General features: G+C 72.2%; 15 protein-coding genes. 4 read left to right on the forward strand and 11 right to left on the reverse strand.

Features of this window, described 5'->3' with window-relative positions:
- Positions 1 to 17: 17 nt before the first annotated feature.
- Positions 18 to 1,856, reverse strand: coding sequence for a dihydroxy-acid dehydratase (gene ilvD, locus AB0L65_RS18320; RefSeq protein WP_364246561.1), 1,839 nt, complete (start codon positions 1,854 to 1,856; stop codon positions 18 to 20).
- Between the two features lie 146 nt (positions 1,857 to 2,002).
- Here ilvD and AB0L65_RS18325 point away from each other — a divergent pair, with 146 nt between their 5' ends.
- A complete protein-coding gene (locus AB0L65_RS18325; protein WP_364246564.1) occupies positions 2,003 to 4,699 on the forward strand; it encodes an ABC transporter substrate-binding protein in 2,697 nt (898 codons plus the stop codon).
- Here AB0L65_RS18325 and AB0L65_RS18330 read toward each other — a convergent pair.
- Positions 4,696 to 5,478, reverse strand: coding sequence for a thioesterase family protein (locus tag AB0L65_RS18330; protein ID WP_364246567.1), 783 nt, complete (start codon positions 5,476 to 5,478; stop codon positions 4,696 to 4,698). The two genes, AB0L65_RS18325 and AB0L65_RS18330, sit on opposite strands and share 4 nt — an antisense overlap.
- Before the next feature lie 96 nt (positions 5,479 to 5,574).
- Here AB0L65_RS18330 and AB0L65_RS18335 point away from each other — a divergent pair, with 96 nt between their 5' ends.
- A complete protein-coding gene (locus tag AB0L65_RS18335; RefSeq protein ID WP_364246570.1) occupies positions 5,575 to 6,318 on the forward strand; it encodes a TetR/AcrR family transcriptional regulator in 744 nt (247 codons plus the stop codon).
- Between the two features lie 49 nt (positions 6,319 to 6,367).
- Here AB0L65_RS18335 and AB0L65_RS18340 read toward each other — a convergent pair whose 3' ends face one another.
- Positions 6,368 to 7,144, reverse strand: coding sequence for a nuclease-related domain-containing protein (locus tag AB0L65_RS18340; RefSeq protein WP_364246573.1), 777 nt, complete (start codon positions 7,142 to 7,144; stop codon positions 6,368 to 6,370).
- 256 nt (positions 7,145 to 7,400) lie between these two features.
- Between AB0L65_RS18340 and AB0L65_RS18345 the strand changes: the two genes are divergently transcribed.
- The gene (locus AB0L65_RS18345; protein ID WP_363980686.1) at positions 7,401 to 7,691 is read left to right on the forward strand and encodes a hypothetical protein; all 291 of its coding nucleotides are present in this window, start codon (positions 7,401 to 7,403) and stop codon (positions 7,689 to 7,691) included.
- A gap of 7 nt (positions 7,692 to 7,698) precedes the next feature.
- Positions 7,699 to 8,061, forward strand: coding sequence for a DUF5130 family protein (locus tag AB0L65_RS18350; RefSeq protein ID WP_364246576.1), 363 nt, complete (start codon positions 7,699 to 7,701; stop codon positions 8,059 to 8,061).
- Here AB0L65_RS18350 and AB0L65_RS18355 read toward each other — a convergent pair.
- The 8 genes from AB0L65_RS18355 to AB0L65_RS18390 are packed head-to-tail and all read right to left on the reverse strand — an operon-like array spanning position 8,058 to position 17,916.
- A complete protein-coding gene (locus tag AB0L65_RS18355) occupies positions 8,058 to 9,008 on the reverse strand; it encodes a hypothetical protein (RefSeq protein ID WP_364246579.1) in 951 nt (316 codons plus the stop codon). The genes AB0L65_RS18350 and AB0L65_RS18355 overlap by 4 nt on opposite strands.
- 50 nt (positions 9,009 to 9,058) lie before the next feature.
- Positions 9,059 to 10,348, reverse strand: coding sequence for a protein kinase (locus AB0L65_RS18360; protein ID WP_364246582.1), 1,290 nt, complete (start codon positions 10,346 to 10,348; stop codon positions 9,059 to 9,061).
- A gap of 10 nt (positions 10,349 to 10,358) precedes the next feature.
- Positions 10,359 to 12,599: a TIM-barrel domain-containing protein gene (locus AB0L65_RS18365; RefSeq protein WP_364246584.1), complete on the reverse strand. Its 2,241-nt coding sequence runs from the start codon at positions 12,597 to 12,599 to the stop codon at positions 10,359 to 10,361.
- Positions 12,596 to 13,738, reverse strand: coding sequence for a glycoside hydrolase family 15 protein (locus tag AB0L65_RS18370; protein ID WP_364246587.1), 1,143 nt, complete (start codon positions 13,736 to 13,738; stop codon positions 12,596 to 12,598). The genes AB0L65_RS18365 and AB0L65_RS18370 overlap by 4 nt, the downstream gene beginning before the upstream one ends.
- Before the next feature lie 18 nt (positions 13,739 to 13,756).
- Complete coding sequence (locus tag AB0L65_RS18375; protein ID WP_364246590.1) at positions 13,757 to 15,013, reverse strand: sugar ABC transporter substrate-binding protein; 1,257 nt, start codon at positions 15,011 to 15,013, stop codon at positions 13,757 to 13,759.
- 11 nt (positions 15,014 to 15,024) lie between these two features.
- Positions 15,025 to 15,831 (reverse strand): carbohydrate ABC transporter permease, encoded by an 807-nt coding sequence (locus AB0L65_RS18380; RefSeq protein ID WP_364246593.1) that lies wholly within the window; start codon positions 15,829 to 15,831, stop codon positions 15,025 to 15,027.
- Positions 15,824 to 16,720, reverse strand: coding sequence for a sugar ABC transporter permease (locus AB0L65_RS18385; RefSeq protein ID WP_364246595.1), 897 nt, complete (start codon positions 16,718 to 16,720; stop codon positions 15,824 to 15,826). Before AB0L65_RS18385 ends, AB0L65_RS18380 begins: the two co-directional genes overlap by 8 nt.
- On the reverse strand, positions 16,717 to 17,916 hold the full coding sequence (locus tag AB0L65_RS18390) for an ROK family transcriptional regulator (protein WP_364246597.1): 1,200 nt from the start codon (positions 17,914 to 17,916) through the stop codon (positions 16,717 to 16,719). Before AB0L65_RS18390 ends, AB0L65_RS18385 begins: the two co-directional genes overlap by 4 nt.
- Positions 17,917 to 17,979 lie beyond the last annotated feature (63 nt).

Below are 17,979 nucleotides of genomic sequence, written 5' to 3' on the forward strand. Positions count from 1 at the left end.
TACCGCACAGGCCTTTGTTACCGCGACAGCTGGGACAGGTCGCGCGAGGCGCCGGTGGAGGCGGACGTGGTCATCGCCGCGTACGCCTGCAGGGCCGCGCTCACCGGCCGGTTGCGGTCGCGCGGCCGGTATCCGCCCAGGTCGGCCAGGAGCCGCTCGCGCCGCGCGGCCAGCTCGGCCTCGGGCACCCGCAGCTCCATCGACCGGCTGGGGATGTCGATGTCGATGATGTCGCCGTCCTCGACCAGCGCGATCGCGCCGCCCTCGGCGGCCTCGGGCGAGGCGTGGCCGATGGACAGGCCGGAGGTGCCGCCGGAGAAGCGGCCGTCGGTGACCAGCGCGCAGGCCTTGCCGAGCCCCCTGCCCTTGAGGAAGGACGTCGGGTAGAGCATCTCCTGCATGCCGGGACCGCCCTTGGGGCCCTCGTAGCGGATGACCACCACGTCGCCCTCCTTGACCCGCCCGCCGAGGATGCCCTCGACCGCGTCGTCCTGCGACTCGAACACCACCGCGGGCCCGCTGAACTTCCAGATCGACTCGTCCACGCCGGCCGTCTTCACCACCGCGCCGTCGCGCGAGATGTTGCCGTAGAGGACGGCCAGGCCGCCGTCCGCGGTGTAGGCGTGCTCCAGGTCGCGGATGCACCCGGCCGCGCGGTCGACGTCGAGGTCGTCCCAGCGGTTGTCCTGCGAGTACGGCTTGACCGTGCGCACGTTGCCGGGGGCCGCGTGCCAGAGCTCGACGGCCTCGGGCAGCACCGTCGGCGACTTCGCGTCCCAGGCGGCCAGCATGTCGGCCAGCGAGCCGCCGTTCACGGTGGGCACGTCGCGGTGCAGCAGCCCGGCCCGGTCGAGCTCGCCCAGGATGCCGGGGATGCCGCCGGCGCGGTGGACGTCCTCGATGTGGTACTTGTTCGTGGCCGGGGCGACCTTGCAGACGCACGGCACCCGCAGCGAGATCTCGTTGATCTCCTTGAGCCCGAAGTCGACGCCGGCCTCGCGGGCAGCGGCCAGGATGTGCAGGATCGTGTTGGTCGAGCCGCCCATCGCGACGTCGAGCGTCATGGCGTTCTCGAACGCGTCGCGGGTGGCGATCGAGCGCGGCAGCACCGACGCGTCGTCGTCCTCGTAGTAGCGGCGGGTGATCTCCACGAGCTGGCGGCCCGCGTCCTCGAACAGCTTCTTGCGCGCCTTGTGCGTGGCCAGGATCGTGCCGTTGCCGGGCAGCGCGAGGCCGATGGCCTCGGCCAGGCAGTTCATGGAGTTGGCGGTGAACATGCCGGAGCACGAGCCGCAGGTCGGGCAGGCGCTCTCCTCCATCTCCAGCAGCGCGGCGTCGGAGACGGAGTCGTCGGCGGCGGCGATCATCGGGTCGATGAGGTCGAGCTTCTTGCCGGGGATCTTGCCGGCCTCCATGGGCCCGCCGGAGACGAAGATCGTCGGAATGTTCAGCCTGAACGCGGCCAGCAGCATGCCCGGCGTGATCTTGTCGCAGTTGGAGACGCAGATCAGCGCGTCCGCGCAGTGCGCGTTGACCATGTACTCGACGGAGTCGGCGATCAGCTCGCGCGACGGGAGCGAGTAGAGCATGCCGCCGTGGCCCATCGCGATGCCGTCGTCCACGGCGATCGTGTTGAACTCCCGCGGGATCGCCCCGGCCTCCCGGATCGCGGCCGACACCACCTCGCCGACGTCCTTGAGATGCACGTGACCCGGCACGAACTGGGTGTAGCTGTTGGCCACCGCGATGATCGGCTTGCCGAAGTCGCTCCCGGCTACGCCGGTCGCCCGGAGCAGGGCCCGGGCACCGGCCATGTTCCTGCCGTGGGTGACTGTACGTGACCTGAGGGCGGGCATTGGGCATCTCCCATCGCTAGCGAGTCTTCACATGTTACGGCCACTGCCCGGCAACTGAGACACGTGTCCACACATCGGACGGTTGGTTACCGGATCGAGCCCGAAAAAGCAGCCGTCCGCGCCCGGACTCGTGTTACAGAGATCAGATGAGCAACGGGGCAGTCATGCTCGACGACCCCGCCAGGGTCGGCAACTTCATCCACACGATAGACCGCCTGTGCCGCAGACCGGCCAGGGGCGAGGGGGTACAGGACTCGCCGCACGTGGCCAGGCAGCCTCGGCTGGCCAGGTGGCGAGGCGGAGAGGACAAGAAGCAGCACATCGACCGGATGGGCATCCCGCTGGTCCAGCTGAGCGAGGCGAGGGGCTGGCCGGAGATCCTGGCGCCGCAGGACAGGCAGGCCACGCCGGTCATCTCGCGCGGGATCCCGCGCGCTCGCCCCGACATCCAGCCGGGCGAAGGGGTGCCGAAGATCCTCTCCCGGATCGTGTCCGCCCTGCGCGGCACGAGGCTGCGCTTCCCGCGCTATCAGCTGACCGCCCAGATCGTCGAGCGGCTGGCCGAGTCGCACGGCAAGGAGGACCAGGCCCGCCGCATGCTGCGCGAGTCCGACCGCAACTGGGGGTGGGGCGTCGACACCGCGGGCAGGGGCGCCGAACACGTCCCGTTCCCGCTCAACCTGCTGCTCAAGCTGTTACCCGGCTTCCTGCACGACCTGCGGCTCAGCGGGCGCGTGCCCGGGCTCGGCGGGCGGTTCCGCTGGCTGCGGCGCGCGCTGTCGGGCGACGACTCCAAGGCTCCCGGCGTCGCCGCCCTGCTGGCCGACCTGGACCCGGCCGACGAGCCGGGCGTCGCGCGGCTGCTGCTGCGCGCGTTCATGGACGACCTGAGCGGGCAGTACCGGCGCTCCCCGCTGCACGTGCGGGGCGCGGGCCACGTCTTCTACCCGCTCCTGCTGCTCAACGAGCACGGCGAGGCGCTCGTCGAGCTCGTCGAGGAGCGGCGCGCGGACCTCGGCAGGTTCGATCCGGTCGTGGTGGTCTCGTACACGCCGGACGCCGTGCTCCTGGAGGACGACGAGGAGCCGCTGTGGCGGCTCATCCGCTGGCGCCGCGAGCTGGTCACGGCCGAGGACCGCGACACGTGGCGGCGGGTGCTGGACGCGCCGCTCACCATCTCGGCGCCGCCCGTGCCTGCCGACCTCACCAGGTACGACGTCGCCGACCCCGCCTGGGTGCCACCCGCCCGCGTGGCGCCGTGGTGGTCGTCCTGGACGGCCATCGCGCTGTTCTGGATGGCCCTGGCGGGCGCCGTCGGCGCGTACGCGGGCCAGACCGCCGCCTGGCACCGCAACGCCTGCGCGACCGGCCTGTGGACGCCGTGGACGGAGAGCGGCAGGCAGCTGGCCGGCACCGAGTGCGTGGGCGTGGCCGAGCCCGACTACCTGTTCTCGCCGGGCAACACCGAGATGCGGCAGGTCCAGGCCGTGCTCCAGCAGGAGAACGAGCGGGCCGCGAAGCTGCACGAGGGCGGCGACCGCCCGTACGTGACGATCGCCTACCTCGCCGCGCTGACCTCGACGGACCGGGACACGCTGGCCGCCGCCCGCGAGGGCCTGGCGGGCGTCGCCATCGCGCAGAGGCGGCAGAACAACTCCGCCGGCGCCAGCGAGCCGCTGGTCCGCATCCTCCTGGCGAACGCGGGCGGCAGGATGCAGCACGGCTCGAGCATCGCCCGGCTGCTGCTGCGCTACCGCGACGAGGAGGCGCCCATCGTGGGCGTGGTGGGCCTGGACCAGAGCCGCCAGGAGACCGTCGCGGCCATCCAGGAGCTGGGCAAGGCCGGACTGCCCATGGTGGCCTCGACGCTGTCGGCCGACCGCCTCGTGAACGAGTCGCCGTTCTACTTCCAGGTCGCCCCGCAGAACTCCCGCCAGGCGTGGATGGCGGCCGCCTTCGCCGACTCGCTGGTCAAGAAGGGCGAGGTGAAGCGGCGGGCCCGGGTCTACTACTCGCACGACGTGACCGACTACTACGCCTCCAACCTCAGGGCCCGGGTCGTCGCCCGGATGGAGGAGCGTGGGTTCGCGGTGGAGGGGCTCAGGTTCACGCCCGTCGGAGGGGCCAAGCCGGGTCCCGACGACCGCAGCGACGATCCCTACGCGGGGGAGCCCAGGGACGCCGGGGTGTCGGCGTGCGGGTTCGACGGGCTGGTGTACTTCGCCGGGCGCGGGATTCCCGACTTCGCCGAGTTCGTGAAGGGGGTGGCCGACAAGTGCGCGGACGCGCCGCCGACCATCCTCGGCGGCGACGACGTCACCAGGTACGCCGCGGACGTGCGCGTCAGATCGGCCGTCAGCGGCGTGGGCTACTACTACGAGTCGTTCGCCGCCGCGCCGAACAAGTGCGGCGAGCCGCAGCGGCACGACTTCTACGCGACCCTGTTCGCCACGTTCCCCTTCGAGTGCGAGGAGCCGGGGCCGGGGCGGACGCTGGACGGGCACGCCGCCCTGGCCTACGACGCCACGGAGACGATGATCACCGCCATCCGGCGGCTCGGCAGGGAGCGGCACCGCGTGCCGGTGAACTCGTACACCGTCTGGCGCCAGCTCGGCACGCTCTACACGCCCGACCAGAGCGGGCACGCCATCGAGGGCGCCACGGGCGCGCTCGACTTCGGCGCGGACTCGCCCCGGCAGTATCCCCTGGACAAGGCCGTGCTGATCCTGCACGCCAAGGGGGCCGAGCGGCCGACCCAGGTCGGCCTGTGCGGCGACGTCACCCGTTCCAGCCGGAGCGAGATCTTCCCGTGGTGCGCCTCGGTCCCGGAGATCTACCGCTAGGACGGCAGCCGTACGGCGGCGAGCTGGGTCGCCTGGGCCACCAGGCGGCCCTTGTCGTCCCAGACGTGGGCCACCTCGTCCATCCGGTCGCCGCCGACGTCCGTGGCCGCCAGCCGCACCCTGATCGGCCCGGGAGCGGGCAGCCTGCGGATGTACGCCGAGAGCTGGATCGTCGGCACCCACCCGGACAGGCCCAGGTCGAACGACACCGGCGGCACCGGGTCGAGCGCCACCAGCAGGCTCAGCGGGTCCCAGTCGGAGCCGTCCGCCAGCCGCTGCCAGCTCGCGATGACGCCGGCCCGGGTGGGGGCGCCGAACGCGAAGGACAGGTGCTCGGGGACGATGCGCTCCTCGACCACGGCCATCAGCGGCACCGTGAGGTCCGTGCCCGGCGGGTTGGTGGGAGCCAGGAAGCAGTTTTCCTCGGGCGGCAGCTCGACCGGCTCGTGCGAGGACCACCAGGGGCCGGTGTCGTCCAGCAGGCCGAGCGTGATGTGCGACTCGACGCGGATGCGGCCCTCCTGCACCAGCGCGGCCCTGACCTGGGCCACGCTCCTGCCGACCCGCAGCGTCTCCACCCGGGCCACGGCCTCGCCTGGCTCGGGCGGCTCGATGAAGGAGCCGCTGACGGCCGTCACGTGCGGGTGGCCCGCGCCCGCCGGGCTCTCGCAGGCGGCTCTGGCGAGCACGGCCAGCAGGTAGCCGCCGTGCAGCCGGTTGCCGACGCTCCACTGGGCGTCCAGGACGGCCCCGAACTCGCCTTCGCCGCGATCGGTCAAGGCGGTCGCTTCGCTAAAATTCCCCATTTTTCAGTAAACCCCTTCCCCAGGGCCTCAGATTGACATTGTTAACCTGACGGCGTCAACCTGAGACCCATGACCACCAGACGCGTACGCGCCAGGCGCGGAGAGGGAGCGCTGCTGCGCGAGGAGATCCTGCGGGCCGCCGAGGACCTGCTGGCCGAGTCCGGCAGCGAGGACGCGCTCACGCTACGCGCGGTCGCCCTGCGGGCCGGCGTCTCCACGCCCTCCGTCTACCTGCACTTCGCCGACAAGGAGGCGCTGGTCGAGGCGGTCTGCATGCGGGTCTGGGGAGAGTTCGGCCGGATGTTCAGGGAGAACCTGGGCGGCGACCCGTTCCTGGCCCTGGGCAGGTGCGGGCGCGCCTACGCCCGCTTCGCCCTGGAGCATCCGGTGCAGTACCGGGTGCTGATGATGCGGGCCACGGCCGGGCCGGGCGTGCCGCCGGCCGCCGCCGAGTGCTTCCGTCACATGGTCGACGCGGTCTCGGCCTGCGTCGAGACACGGGTGCTGGAGGGCGATCCCGAGGAGCTCGCGCTGGGCATGTGGTCGGCCGTGCACGGCTGCGTCTCGCTGCTGATCGCCCAGCCGTCGTTCCCGTGGCCGCGCGACAGGGAGGCGCTCATCGACCACATCGTCCGCGTCGCCGGGTTCGGCACCGCGGTGTACTCGCGCCTGCCGCAGACGCTCCCGCCGAGCGCGGACCTGGCCGCCGCCCTGGACGACTTCGGCGCGCGCCTGGCCTCGGGTGTGGCCTCAGGCGTGGCTTCAGGCGTGGAAAAGCCCCGCGGGGACGAGCCCGGCGGGGCTGGGGAATGACCGTCGGCCCGGACCCCGCCATATCGAACGGGTATGCCCGGGCCGGGGCCTAGTCTTCGCCGTAGCGGGCGGGCAGGACCTGGGCGGCGATGTCGAAGATCCGGTCGATCTCGCCGTCGGTCAGGGCCCGCTCCCGCTTGGTGATCCACTTGCGTGCGCGGTCGCCCTGGTAGACGTCCACGCCGCGGATGGTCATGATCTTCCACGGCACCGGCGGGCCGTAGATGGCGAGCGAGGGCACGACCGAGACCTCGCGGCCGAACGACTGGGTGATCAGCTCGCTGGCCTGCGACGCCTCCCACTTCGCCTCGGTGAGGCGGGCCTTCTTGTCGAAGGGGCCGTGGAAGAGCTTCTTGCCCATCTGCACCCGCACCGGGAGCCGCTTGTCCCACTTCTCGGAGTCGACCGCGTACACGCCGGTCGGGCCCACCACGAGATGGTCGATCTGGGCCTCGCTGTTGGGGATCGCCCTGGCGTGGAGCGTGCGATAGCCGGCGCGTTCGAGCTTGCGCAGCTGCGCCTCGGTACGGCGCTCCGCCACGGATGTGCGCCGCCAGGCGGGCACGGACGAATGGGATCGCGAGCGATAGACCGCCTCGGCGACGGCCGCGATCACACCCGCGGTCACGCCCAGCCGCCAGTCGCTCACGAGGAAGCCCACCACCACCGCGACGCCGATCCCCACCAGCGCGCGGTTGCGCAGGCGGTGGAACTGCGGTTGTTGCAGCAGGCTACGCACGGACGCGCGCTCGACGGGCGCGTACGTGGAGGTGGGCGCCGAAGGCTTCGCGGCAGCGGTCTGCTCGCTCTCTGACCGGTCGCTCACCCAGATTGGTGACGCATTGTGACCGTCTTCACGCTGGATGTCGGAGTCCACGTAACTCACCGTAGCTCGGAGATCGGAACGATTCCTAGTGTTGCCCTGTCCATAGTTTTATGGCCCAGCTCATCGTGTTCCACGCATGTTTTCGGGGTATGTTCTACGTTCTTCTCTAGAGATGTCGTCTCAAAAAAGATCTTACCTGGTGGACACTCCCAGGTGGGGTCTGGCCCGCTGCTCACATCGGGATTACGTTCAAGGTGTGCACAGCGCAGGCGAGATTCTGCTCTTTCTCATCGGGGTGTCGTTCGGGCTGTTCATCGTGATCAGCCTGCTGGTCCTGCTGCCGGGGCGCAGCGCGCAGCGCCGGGTGGAGTCCGGCCCGGTGTGGCTGGGCGGCCCGTCCAGGAGCGAGCGTGGCGTGAGCACCTCGGACCTGGTGCTGGCCGACCGGGTGGCGCACTGGGCGGACGTCCCGGAGCGCGACTGGGTGGCCGCCGCCGAGACGGCCGAGCCCGGCGGACACCTCGGCGGGGCTTCCGCGGGATGGTGATGTGACGATGCGAGGACTGACGGCCGCACAGGCCGACGACGTCAGGCGCGCCCTGCACACCGCCGAGCGGCGCAGCGGGCTGCGGTTCGGGGTGTTCCTGGGGGATCCGGTGGGCTCGCGCCGCCACTTCGCCGAACGCCTGCACGCGGCCCTGGGCGAGGAGGCCGACGACGCCGTGGTGCTCCTCGTCGACCTGAAGGGCCGCGCGCTGGAGATCGTGACGGGGGAGAACGCCCGCAGGCGGCTGACGGACGGCTCCTGCCGGCTCACGGCGATGTCGATGGCGACGGCGTTCAGCGTGGGCGATCTGGTGGGCGGCCTCCTCTACGGCATCGGCGCCCTGGGGGAGCAGGCCACCGCCCGCCGCTAGAGGCGTTGGAGCAGGTGGACGATGTGCTCGCTGACCCCGCTCAGCAGCGTCGCGGGCTCGATGGGCGCGGCCGCGACGGCCGAGAACAGCGAGGGCAGCCCGGGCAGCGGGAACCCGTCGTCCTGCATGGCCGCGGCCCCGACGGGGTTCTTGTCGAGGGCGGCGCGGCTGCGCTCCCAGGCGTCGAGCACCTCTTCGGGCGACGGCACCCCGAACCCGTGCCCCACCGGGGCCGCGTGCCGCAGCCGGACGAGGGGGGTGTCGGCGAAGGTGAGCGCCGTGCGGGCCCGGACGTGGAGGTCGGCGCGCGGCTCGGGGGCGATCCAGTCCATGGCCGTGCACGGGTTGCGGCAGGTGGCGACGCAGACGGCGAGCGCGCCGGCCACCTGGCTGTGCTGCCGGTCGAAGTACGCGCGCCAGCCCTCGCCCGGCTCCAGGGACACCCGTAGCGTCCGGTTGGTGGCGGACTGCTCGGACTTGGTGTGGTCGCACTCCCGGTCGCCGATCACGCCGAAACGGCTCCCCGGCGCGCTCAGCCCCTCGGGCCAGCGGGCCGGGTCGCCGGCGTGGCCGAGCTGGGGCTCGAAGGCCAGCAGCGGCAGGTATTCGCTGGCGATGTGGACCGCGGCGATCATCGGGCTCAGCTCCCGCCGGTGCCACCGTGCGGCGATCACCTCGAGCAGCAGGCCGTACGCGGGCCGCAGCGACTCCAGCGCCCCACGAGGCTGCTCGCGCGGCGTCTGCGGCATGTGACAGGCCCGAGCGCGCCGCCGCAGGTCGGCCGGGACGCCCTTCGCCTCGGCCGCGAAGTCCTCGGCGTCGAGCGAGAGCAACCGGTGACCGAACTCGCAGACCTCGGCGATCTCCGCGGCCGGCGCGAGCGCGCCGAGATCGGCGAAGGCATAGCGGCGGGCCAGGGCGACGAGCAGGTCACGAGTCGAGTCCACCCGACGACTCTCTCACGATCGGCGAGCGGCTGAGGACGCGCAAAAGACCATCATCCCGGGCACGGGGAGCGGATGCACTGAATCTCGCCGGAAGAGTGGCTGATCGTGGGATCGGCGGTCGGGGGCTCCTCCGGACCGGCCGTGGTCGGCTCCGCCGTGGGCTCGGGCTCCGAGGTGGTCGGCGAGGGGGTGGGCGTCACGGTCGGGGTGGCGGAGGCCGAGGCGCTGGGGCTCGGCACGTGCGTCACGCTGCCGGTCGCCGTCGGCTTGGGGGTCGGCGCGCGCCTGGCCGGAGGCGTGGACGGCTTCCTTGTGCTCGGCGAGGGCGGGGTGGCGGTGACCGAGGTGGCGTCCACGGTGGGCGACACCTCGTCGACGGTGGTCGCCGGGCCGGCCGGGCGCAGCCAGACGGACCCCGCCACCACCCCCGAGACGATCACCGCGACGGCCGCGGTGAGCACCGCCCGCAGCGTGCGGTGGCGGCGCGGCACGAGCGGCCGGTCGAGCGGCCGGTCTGGGGCGTCCATCGCCTTGCGCGCGGCCTCCGCCATCACGGCGGCCGACGGCCAGCGCCGGTCGGGCGTCTTCTCCAGCGCCCGCGCCACCACCTGGCGCGGCCCGGGAGGCACGTCGTGAGGCAGCTGCGGGATGGGGGCGTTGAGGTGCTTGAAGATGATCTGTACGGGTGTGTCGCCCTGGAACGGGAGCTCTCCCGTCAGGCACTCGTACGCCACCACGCCCAGGGCGTAGACGTCGACCGACGGCGTCACGTCGCTGGCCGTGGCCAGCTCGGGAGCGCAGTAGCCGGCCGAGCAGAGCATCGTGCCCGTGGCCGTCAGATGGCCGGCCGAGGCCGAGTGGGCGATGCCGAAGTCGGTGAGCACCACGCCGCCGTCGGTCCTGATCATGAGGTTGGCGGGCTTGACGTCGCGGTGGACGATGCCCTGCGCGTGCGCGGCGGCCAGCGCGTCGCCGACCTCCGCGATCAGCCGCATGGTGGCCTCGGCGCCGAGCGGGCCGCGCCGCAGGACGCGGTCGAGCGACTCGCCGCGCACGTATTCCATCACCAGGAAGCTGACCTGGCGGCCCTCGACCTCGCAGATGCCGTAGTCGTAGACGTCGACCACGCCCGGGTGCCGGAGCGTGGCCATGGCGCGGGCCTCGTTCTGGAAGCGCTGGATGAACGCCGGGCTTTCCGACAACGCGGGCATGAGCACCTTGACCGCCACCGCACGCCCGAGAACCGTGTCGTCGGCACGCCACACCTCGCCCATGCCACCGCCGCCGAGGCGGTCGGCGAGCACGTAGCGATCATTGAGAGTGGTCCCGGCCCCTAGCACGGTACCGAGGCTAACATCGTGTCCGGCGTGCTTTTGGCAAGTCGGTGAACACTTCCGCGAGGCGTGTCCAGTGCTCCTTCGCGCAGGTGACGGGCGGGTGATCGAGGGCGGCGGGCATAGTTACCTCCCGGCCGCCCGCCAGGTCGCGCCCGGTCCAGACGTCGACCCAGTCGCCGTCCGGAAGGTAGACCGAAATTTCCGAAATGCCGGGTTCGGTCACGGGGGCCACGAGGAGCGCGTCCCCGAGCTTGTACTGCAGGGGGTGGCGCCAGACCCGCGGGTCGCGCGGGTGGTCGAAGAACAGGCCGCGCATGAGCGGCGCGCCGCCGCCGACCGCTGTACGGGCCTGCTCCACCAGGTACGGCACCAGCCGCTCGCGCAGCTCGGCCAGCCGCCGGAACACCGGGATCACCCGCTCGTCCCCGGTCCGGGCGGCGACGTTCCACGGCGTGCGATCCCTGAGGGGCGGGCGGTGATGGTTGAACTCCGAGTGGTACTGCATGATCGGCATGAACGCCGCCGCCCCCGCCGCCCGCAGGTACAGCTCCGCCTCCGGCACCTCGCCGGAGAAGCCGGCCAGGTCCCAGCCCCAGTAGACGATCCCGCAGGCGGAGGCCGTGATCCCGGCCCGGATCGAGGACCTGAACGCCTCCCACGTGGAGTCCTCGTCCCCGGCCCAGAACGCGCCGTGCGGCTGCGACCCGGCGAACCCGGCCCGGCTGAACGTCACTGGCGCCTTGCCGCACGACCGCAGCAGGTCGCCGAAGGCCCGCGCGTAGTGGACGGGGAACAGCCCGTTGCCCGCCGCGCCGTCGCGCCCGTCGGCGTAGCGCAGGTCGTGGCCCCAGGCGTGCTCGCCGCCGTCCGTCTTGAAGCCGTCGACGCCCACCTCCTCGACCAGGTAGCGGCGCTTGGCCGTCCACCAGTCGCGCACCTCCTGGGAGGACAGGTCGGGCATGAGCGCGAGCGGGAACCACCAGCCCCGGTTGCGGTAGGGGCGGCCGTCGGGCTCGCGCACGCCGTACCCGCGCTCGACGAGCTGCCCGGCGTCCACGGCGGCCTGGTGCCGCGGGTGGGGGCGCGTCTTCTGCAGCGGGATCTGCCAGAGCAGCACCTTGATGTCCCTGCGGTGCAGCTCGTCCACCATGCCCTTGGGGTCGGGCCAGGGCCCGTCGGGCGGGAAGGTGTAGTCGGCCAGGCGGTGCGGCTCCTCGGAGGGCTCGTACTCGGCCCCTCTGAACGCCGTGAACGTGCTTTCGTCGCTCCACGCCTCGATGACCAGCGCGCCGACGGGGATGCCGTGCTCGCGGTGGCGGTCCATCTCGGCCAGCACCCGCTCCTGCGTGTTCCACTCGTTGCCGCTGGCCCACAGCCGGAACACCCACGGCGGCAGCTCCGTGGGCCGCCCGACGTCGTCGAGGAAGCCGCGCAGGACGTCGGCGGGCGTGCCGCCGTCGTGGAAGCGCACGCCCAGCTCGCCGTCCCGGCCCACCTCGGCCTCCACCCGCACCCGGCCGGGCGTCGAGGCGCCCACGTCGTACCAGGTGCGCCGCGAGGTCCGCACGTGCCAGCCCCAGCTCGCGGGCCCGCCCACGACCATCGCGAACGGCATCGGCAGGTAGGTGCGGCCGTGCCGCCCCTGCGCCTTGTACTGCTCGAAGACGACCGCGTCGAGCTCGCGTCCGCGCTGGTCCACGGCGTCGAACCGCTCGCCGAACCCCACGACGTGCTCCTCCGGCCCCAGCTCCAGCTCGAACCGCACCCGCAGCGGCCCGTCGCCGTCCGAAAGCCAGCGCACGCTCCCCGGCACGATCCGGTCGGCTCCGGTGACGTCGAGCTTCCCGCCGTCGTCCGACCAGCCCGCCGCCGACACCTCGAACCACCTGCCGGTACGGGTCCCGCCGCCGGCGGTCGTGGCGCGGAAGCGGTAGGCGTAGCGATGCCCGGCCCGCAGCGCGGGCGTTCGCACCGCCCACGACCCGGCGGCGGCCCGCGTGGCCCTGGCCTGGGCGGCGGCGAGATGGCCGCCGTCCACACCCGCGCCGGCCCGCGTACCGTCGTCGCGCCTGGTCAGGGGGAGCTCGATCGGCGGCGCGCCGTCGGCGGCCCACTCGCACACCACGGCGGTCACGTTCGCCGAGGCCCGCACCCGCAGCTCCACCCGCTCCCCGTCCACGGGTCTGGCCGGGACGCGCTGGTCCTCGGTCTCGGCGTACGGGTGCCCGGAGCCGTGCGGCCGATGCCGGATCATGCGTGTACTCCCAACTCGTCGGCGAGGATCAGGTACATGCCGTGCGACCACAGCAGCGGCGTGGCCACGGGCCCCCAGCGGTCGAGCCACTCCTGCCGCCGCCCGGGCGCCAGCAGCAGGTCGGACACCTGCTCGGGCAGGTCACCGCCGGGGGTGGCCTGGGCGGCCATCCAGTCCAGGTAACGCCGGGCCTCGGCGGGGCGTCCCGCCCTGGCGTGGTTCCAGCCGAGGAAACCGGCCAGCAGCACCCACCTGCCCCCGCCGTAGAAGGTGTCGGCGAGGTAGCGGTACACCCCGCCGTCCCTGGCGAGCACGCGCTCCACCTCGGCGACCGTGGCCGCCCCGACCGGGTGCGCGGCCGGGTAGAGGCCGAACGGCTCCACGCACGCGAGCAGGCTCGCGTCCACGGCGTCGCCGCCGAGCCACTTCCGCAGCCGCGGCGAGCCGGACCCGTCCCGGGTGAGGCCGTCCCGCTCCACCGGCGGCGAGCCGGACCCGTCCCGGGTGAGGCCGTCGCGTTCCACCAGCGCCGCGATGCCCTCGACCGCCTCGGCGGCCGACGCCTCCTCCGCCGCGCTCAGCACGCCGAGCGCGGCGGCGGCCCGCAGGCCCGCGTGGATGGCGCCGAGCGTGGCCACGTGCCGCTGCTCGACGTGCTCCTCCCACCAGTCGTAGCAGGGCAGGTGCCAGAACGCCGTCAGGTACCGGACGGCCGCCCTGCCCCCCTTCTCGACCTCGGGGACCGCCCTGCCGTGCCGCGCGACGTGCTCGCACAGCGCCCAGAGCCACGTCCCGTACCCGTCGAGCTGGAAGTCCCACCAGTCGTCGTCCCCGTCCACCCCGTCGAGGGTGAAGCGGGTCGGCAACATCTCCGCGACCGGTACGGCCTCGCCCCGGGCGGCCCGCGAGATTAGCGCGTCCACCTGGCCCGCCCGGCCGCCGACCGTGCGGGCGCACCAGGCGTGGAAGGCGTCCGCCCCGGCCACGTCGCCGTGCCTGCTCACCCCCTCGGCGATGAAGGCCCCGTCCCGCAGCCACGAGTAGCCGCGGTAGGCGGAGAAGGTGGGCGAGGCCGGATAGGCCCCGGTGGGGGACTGCAACCTCTTGATCACGTCGAGGCTGTGCGCGACGAGGGACAACGAGAACTCTCCTAATGATCAGCCGAGCAGGGCGTTCACGTCGGCGGCGGCGGCCTTGAGCGCGTCCGCCACCGGCTTGCGCCCGGCCGCGGCCTCGCCGAGCTGCTGGGTCACCGCGTCCTGCATCTCCTGCTGCCGCTTGATGACCGGCGGCAGCGCGATGGACTTGAGCGAGTCGAACACGGCCTGCCGGTTGGCCGGCTTCGGGTCCTTGAGGTAACGGGCGAGCACCTGCTGATCGGCGACCGGCGGCAGTTCCCAGGAGGACTCGACGCGCGTGGTGGCCGCGGTGTCCGACGAGGACAGGAAGCGGGCCCACGCCCAGGCCTCCTTGGCGTGCTTCGTGGTGGCGGAGGCGGCGACGGCGTTGTGGAAGACCGCGCTGGCCTTGGCGGCGTCACCGGGCTCGACGACCACGTCCCACGCGAACGGCACGTCCTTCAGCCCCGCGAACTGCCAGATGCCGTTGTGCCACATGGCGAGCTTGCCGGACTTGAAGAGGTTCGTGTCGTAGTCGGCGGTGCCGCCGATCTCCGCCTCGGTCGGCATGGTCTTCCCCACCTTGGAGACCAGCCACTGCGCCGCCTTGACGCCCTGCGGGCTGTCGAAGGCCGCCTTCTTCCCGTCGGCCGACAGGAACTCGCCGCCCGCCTGCTTGAGCGTCTTGTAGAACTCGAAGAACTGCACCGGCTGGAAGTCGCCGTACACGCCCTTCTTCCGGTCCGTCAGCTTCGCGGCCGCGGCCTGCTCGTCGGCCCACGTCCAGTCCGCCGTCGGCGGGGCGACCCCGGCCTTCTCGAACAGGTCCTTGTTGTAGAAGAGCACGACCGTCGAGAACGACGCGGGCAGGGCGTACTGCTTGCCGTCGCGCTTGAACGCGTTGAGCGACTCCTGGGCGTAGACCGAGGTGTCGCCGTCGCCCGCCACGCCGCCGAGGTCGAGCAGGGAGCCGGCACTGGCGTAGGTGACGAAGTTCTCGTAGTTGAGCTCGAACGTGTCCGGCGCGGTGCCGCCCGCGATGCTGGTCTGGAGCTTGGTGAAGTACTGGTCGAACGGCGCGGTCTCGACGACCACGTCCACCTTCGGGTTCTCCTTCTCGAAGGCCTTCTCGATCTTGTCCAGGTCTTTGACGTGGTCGGGGGCCGCCGAGAAGGTGAAGTACCGCAGGGTCACCCTGCCGTCCGCGCCGGTCGTGGCCTTCGTGGCCGAGCCCTGGGAGCAGGCGGAGGCGAGCAGCGCCGTGGCCGCCGCGACGATGAGGAAATGTCTTGACATGGGGGATTCCTTTACTTGAGCCCGCTCTGCGCGACGCTGGCGATGACGTGCTTCTGCGCGAAGACGTAGAGGATGAGGATCGGTACGACGCTGATCACCGAGCCCGCCATGACCACGTCCCACTCGGTGGTGAACTGGCCGTGCAGCGTGGCCAGGCCCAGGGGGAGGGTCATGAACTCGGGCGACTTGATGATGATCAGCGGCCAGAGGTAGCTGTTCCAGCTGGCCATGAAGCCGAAGATGGCGAACGTGGCCAGTGCCGGGCGGATCAGCGGCAGCACGACGTACAGAAAGATCCTGAAATGTCCGGCGCCGTCCAGCACCGCAGCCTCGTCGAACTCCCGCGGCACCTGGTTGACCGCCTGCCGCAGCAGGAACACCCCGAACGCCGAGGCGATCGTCGGCGCGAGCAGCGCGAAATACGTGTCGACCAGGTTGAACGTGCGCATCTCGATGAACAGCGGCACGACCAGCACCGGCAGCGGCATCATCAGCGTCGCGAGATAGACCGCGAACAGCGCGCCCCTGCCCGGGAACGGCAGCCGGGCGAACGCGTAGGCCGCCATCGCGCTCGTGACGAGCTGCAGCGCGGTGGAGGCGGCGCCGATCCAGACGCTGTTGAGCACGATGCGCCAGAACGGCAACGTCTCCAGCAGCTTGCCGTACGCGTCGAGGCTCGCGCCTTCGGGCGTGAAGTCGGGCGGCACGGCCAGCACCGCGTCACCGGGCGTGACGGAGGTGATCACCGCCCACGCGAACGGGAACAACATGACCAGCGCGCCCAGCCCGACCAGCAGGTAGCGGAGGACCCTACCCATAGGTCACCCACCGCTTCTGACCTCGGATCTGCACGACCGTCACCAGCAGAACCACGGCGAACAGCAGCCAGGACAGCGCCGAGGCCGCACCCGCCCTGCCGTACCTGAAGGTCAGGTCGTAGATCTGCGACACCACCACCTGCGTCGCGCCCCCGGGACCCCCGCCGGTCATGATCTTGACTTGGTCGAAGACCTGGAAGCCGTTGATCAGCGAGATCACGACCACGAAGAACGTCGAGGGCGACAGCAACGGCAGCGTGATGTGCCGGAACCTGCGCCAGGCCGACGCGCCGTCCACCATGGCGGCCTCCTGGTACTCGCGGGGGATCGCCTGCAGCCCGGCCAGCAGGATGATCATCACGAAGCCCAGGTCCTTCCAGGCCGAGGCCAGGATGATCGACGGCATCGCCCAGTCCGGGTCGGTCCACCAGCCGGGGCCACTGATCCCGAGCAGGCCGAGCGCCCAGTTCACGATGCCGCTGGCGGGGTTGAGCAGCCACTTCCACATCAGCGCGACGACCACCCAGCTCGTGATCACCGGCAGGAAGTAGATGCCGCGCAGCAGGCTCCGGCCCCGCATCGCCCGGTTCAGCAGCACGGCCAGGCCCAGCCCGCCGACGTAGACGAGCGGCAGATAGCCGGCGATGAAGGAGAGCGTGTGCAGGAAGGCCGCCCGGGTCTCGGGGTCGCCGATCAGCTCGGCGTAGTTGTCCAGGCCGACCCAGCGCATGTCGGTGATGAGGTCCCACTCGTGCAGGCTCGTCCATAACGAGCCGAGCATCGGGATGAGCGTGTAGAGGGTCAGGGGGACGAGGCTGGGGAGCAGGAACACGGCGACGGTGGCCCCGTACCGCCAGCCCTTCCTGGGCGGGCCCTGGGCGGGGCTCACGGCGTCGCCCCGATCAGGCGGGCCCGCACCAGGCGGCCCTGCTCGCCCGCCGCCCCCGCCGCGTCGAACGGGGTGGCCAGCACCAGCGCCGCCGCGCCCTGGGCCCAGCTCGTGTCGTCCCAGCTCTCCACCTCGACGGAGATGTCGCGCCGGCCCGGGTAGAGCTGCGCCCTGAGCGCCGCGTCGAAGCTCGCCCGCCAGAGCGGCCAGTCGGCCGTCCCCTCGCCGAGCACCACCACGACCTCGGGGTCGACGACGTTGATGAGCCCGGCGGTGGCCCGCCCCAGGATGGCCCCGGCCTCGGCGAACACCTCCCGCGCCCCCGCGTCGCCCCCGGCGGCGGCCCGGCCGAGCGCCGGCAGATCGAGATGGACGTTCTTGGCCCGGGCCGCGGCGAGCAGGCCGGCGGCGCCGACGTACGCCTCCAGGCAGCCCCGCGCCCCGCATCCGCACACCGGCCCGCCGGGGTCCACCGGCAGGTGGCCGAACTCGCCCGCGCCGCCGCGCGCCCCCCGGTACACCCGCCCGTCCGCCACGATCGCCGCGCCCACGCCGCGCCCGATCGTCACCACGAGGAAGTCCCGGTGCGTACGCCCCCGCCCGTACAGCCGCTCGGCCGCCGCCAGCGCGTTCACGTCGTTCTCCACCAGCACCGGCAGTTCGAGCCGGCGCCGCAGCCAGTCGCCCACCGCCATGGCCCGCCATCCGAGCGTGGGGGCGTTCACCGTCCCGGCCGCCTGGTCGTCCACGCTGCCCGGCACCCCGACCCCGATCCCGAGCAGTGGCGGCGTCCGCTCATCGGCCGAGCTCTCCGCCACCACGGCCGAGATCGCACCCGCCAGCGAGTCGAGCGCGTCGGGCGCGGACGGGTCGAAGGGCCGCTCCCACGAGCCCAGCACCTCCCCGTCGAGCCGCACGTCGACGAGCACCAGGTGCTTGGCCGTCACCTTGACGCCCAGCGCCCGCCCCGCGCTCCCGACCAGCCCCAGCCGCACAGCGGGCCGCCCGCCGCGCGACGGCTTCAGGTCGAGCTCCTCGAGCATCCCGTGCCCCATGAGCTCCCGCGTGAGCTGCGTGACGGTGGCCGGGCTGAGGTCGAGCCGGCGCGCGATCTCGCTGCGGCTGAGCGGCCCGACCGTGCCCAGCAGGGCGAGGATCGCCGTCCGGGTGAGGTCTCCGCGATCGGTGCTTACCATGCGATGAGGGACTTTCTTCAGAAGTAAAGTTAGTCCCGAAATATCCCTCTTAATTCGCGTGCC

The organism is Nonomuraea sp. NPDC052116 (assembly GCF_040680035.1).
Lineage (GTDB): Bacteria > Actinomycetota > Actinomycetes > Streptosporangiales > Streptosporangiaceae > Nonomuraea > Nonomuraea angiospora_A.

Bases quoted from the DNA above. Each gene is read 5' to 3' on its own strand.
- ilvD (WP_364246561.1), bottom strand. From the start codon at position 1,856: ATGCCCGCCCTCAGGTCACGTACAGTCACCCACGGCAGGAACATGGCC.
- AB0L65_RS18325 (WP_364246564.1), top strand. From the start codon at position 2,003: ATGAGCAACGGGGCAGTCATGCTCGACGACCCCGCCAGGGTCGGCAAC.
- AB0L65_RS18335 (WP_364246570.1), top strand. From the start codon at position 5,575: ATGACCACCAGACGCGTACGCGCCAGGCGCGGAGAGGGAGCGCTGCTG.
- AB0L65_RS18350 (WP_364246576.1), top strand. From the start codon at position 7,699: ATGCGAGGACTGACGGCCGCACAGGCCGACGACGTCAGGCGCGCCCTG.
- AB0L65_RS18365 (WP_364246584.1), bottom strand. From the start codon at position 12,599: ATGATCCGGCATCGGCCGCACGGCTCCGGGCACCCGTACGCCGAGACC.
- AB0L65_RS18375 (WP_364246590.1), bottom strand. From the start codon at position 15,013: ATGTCAAGACATTTCCTCATCGTCGCGGCGGCCACGGCGCTGCTCGCC.
- AB0L65_RS18380 (WP_364246593.1), bottom strand. From the start codon at position 15,831: ATGGGTAGGGTCCTCCGCTACCTGCTGGTCGGGCTGGGCGCGCTGGTC.
- AB0L65_RS18390 (WP_364246597.1), bottom strand. From the start codon at position 17,916: ATGGTAAGCACCGATCGCGGAGACCTCACCCGGACGGCGATCCTCGCC.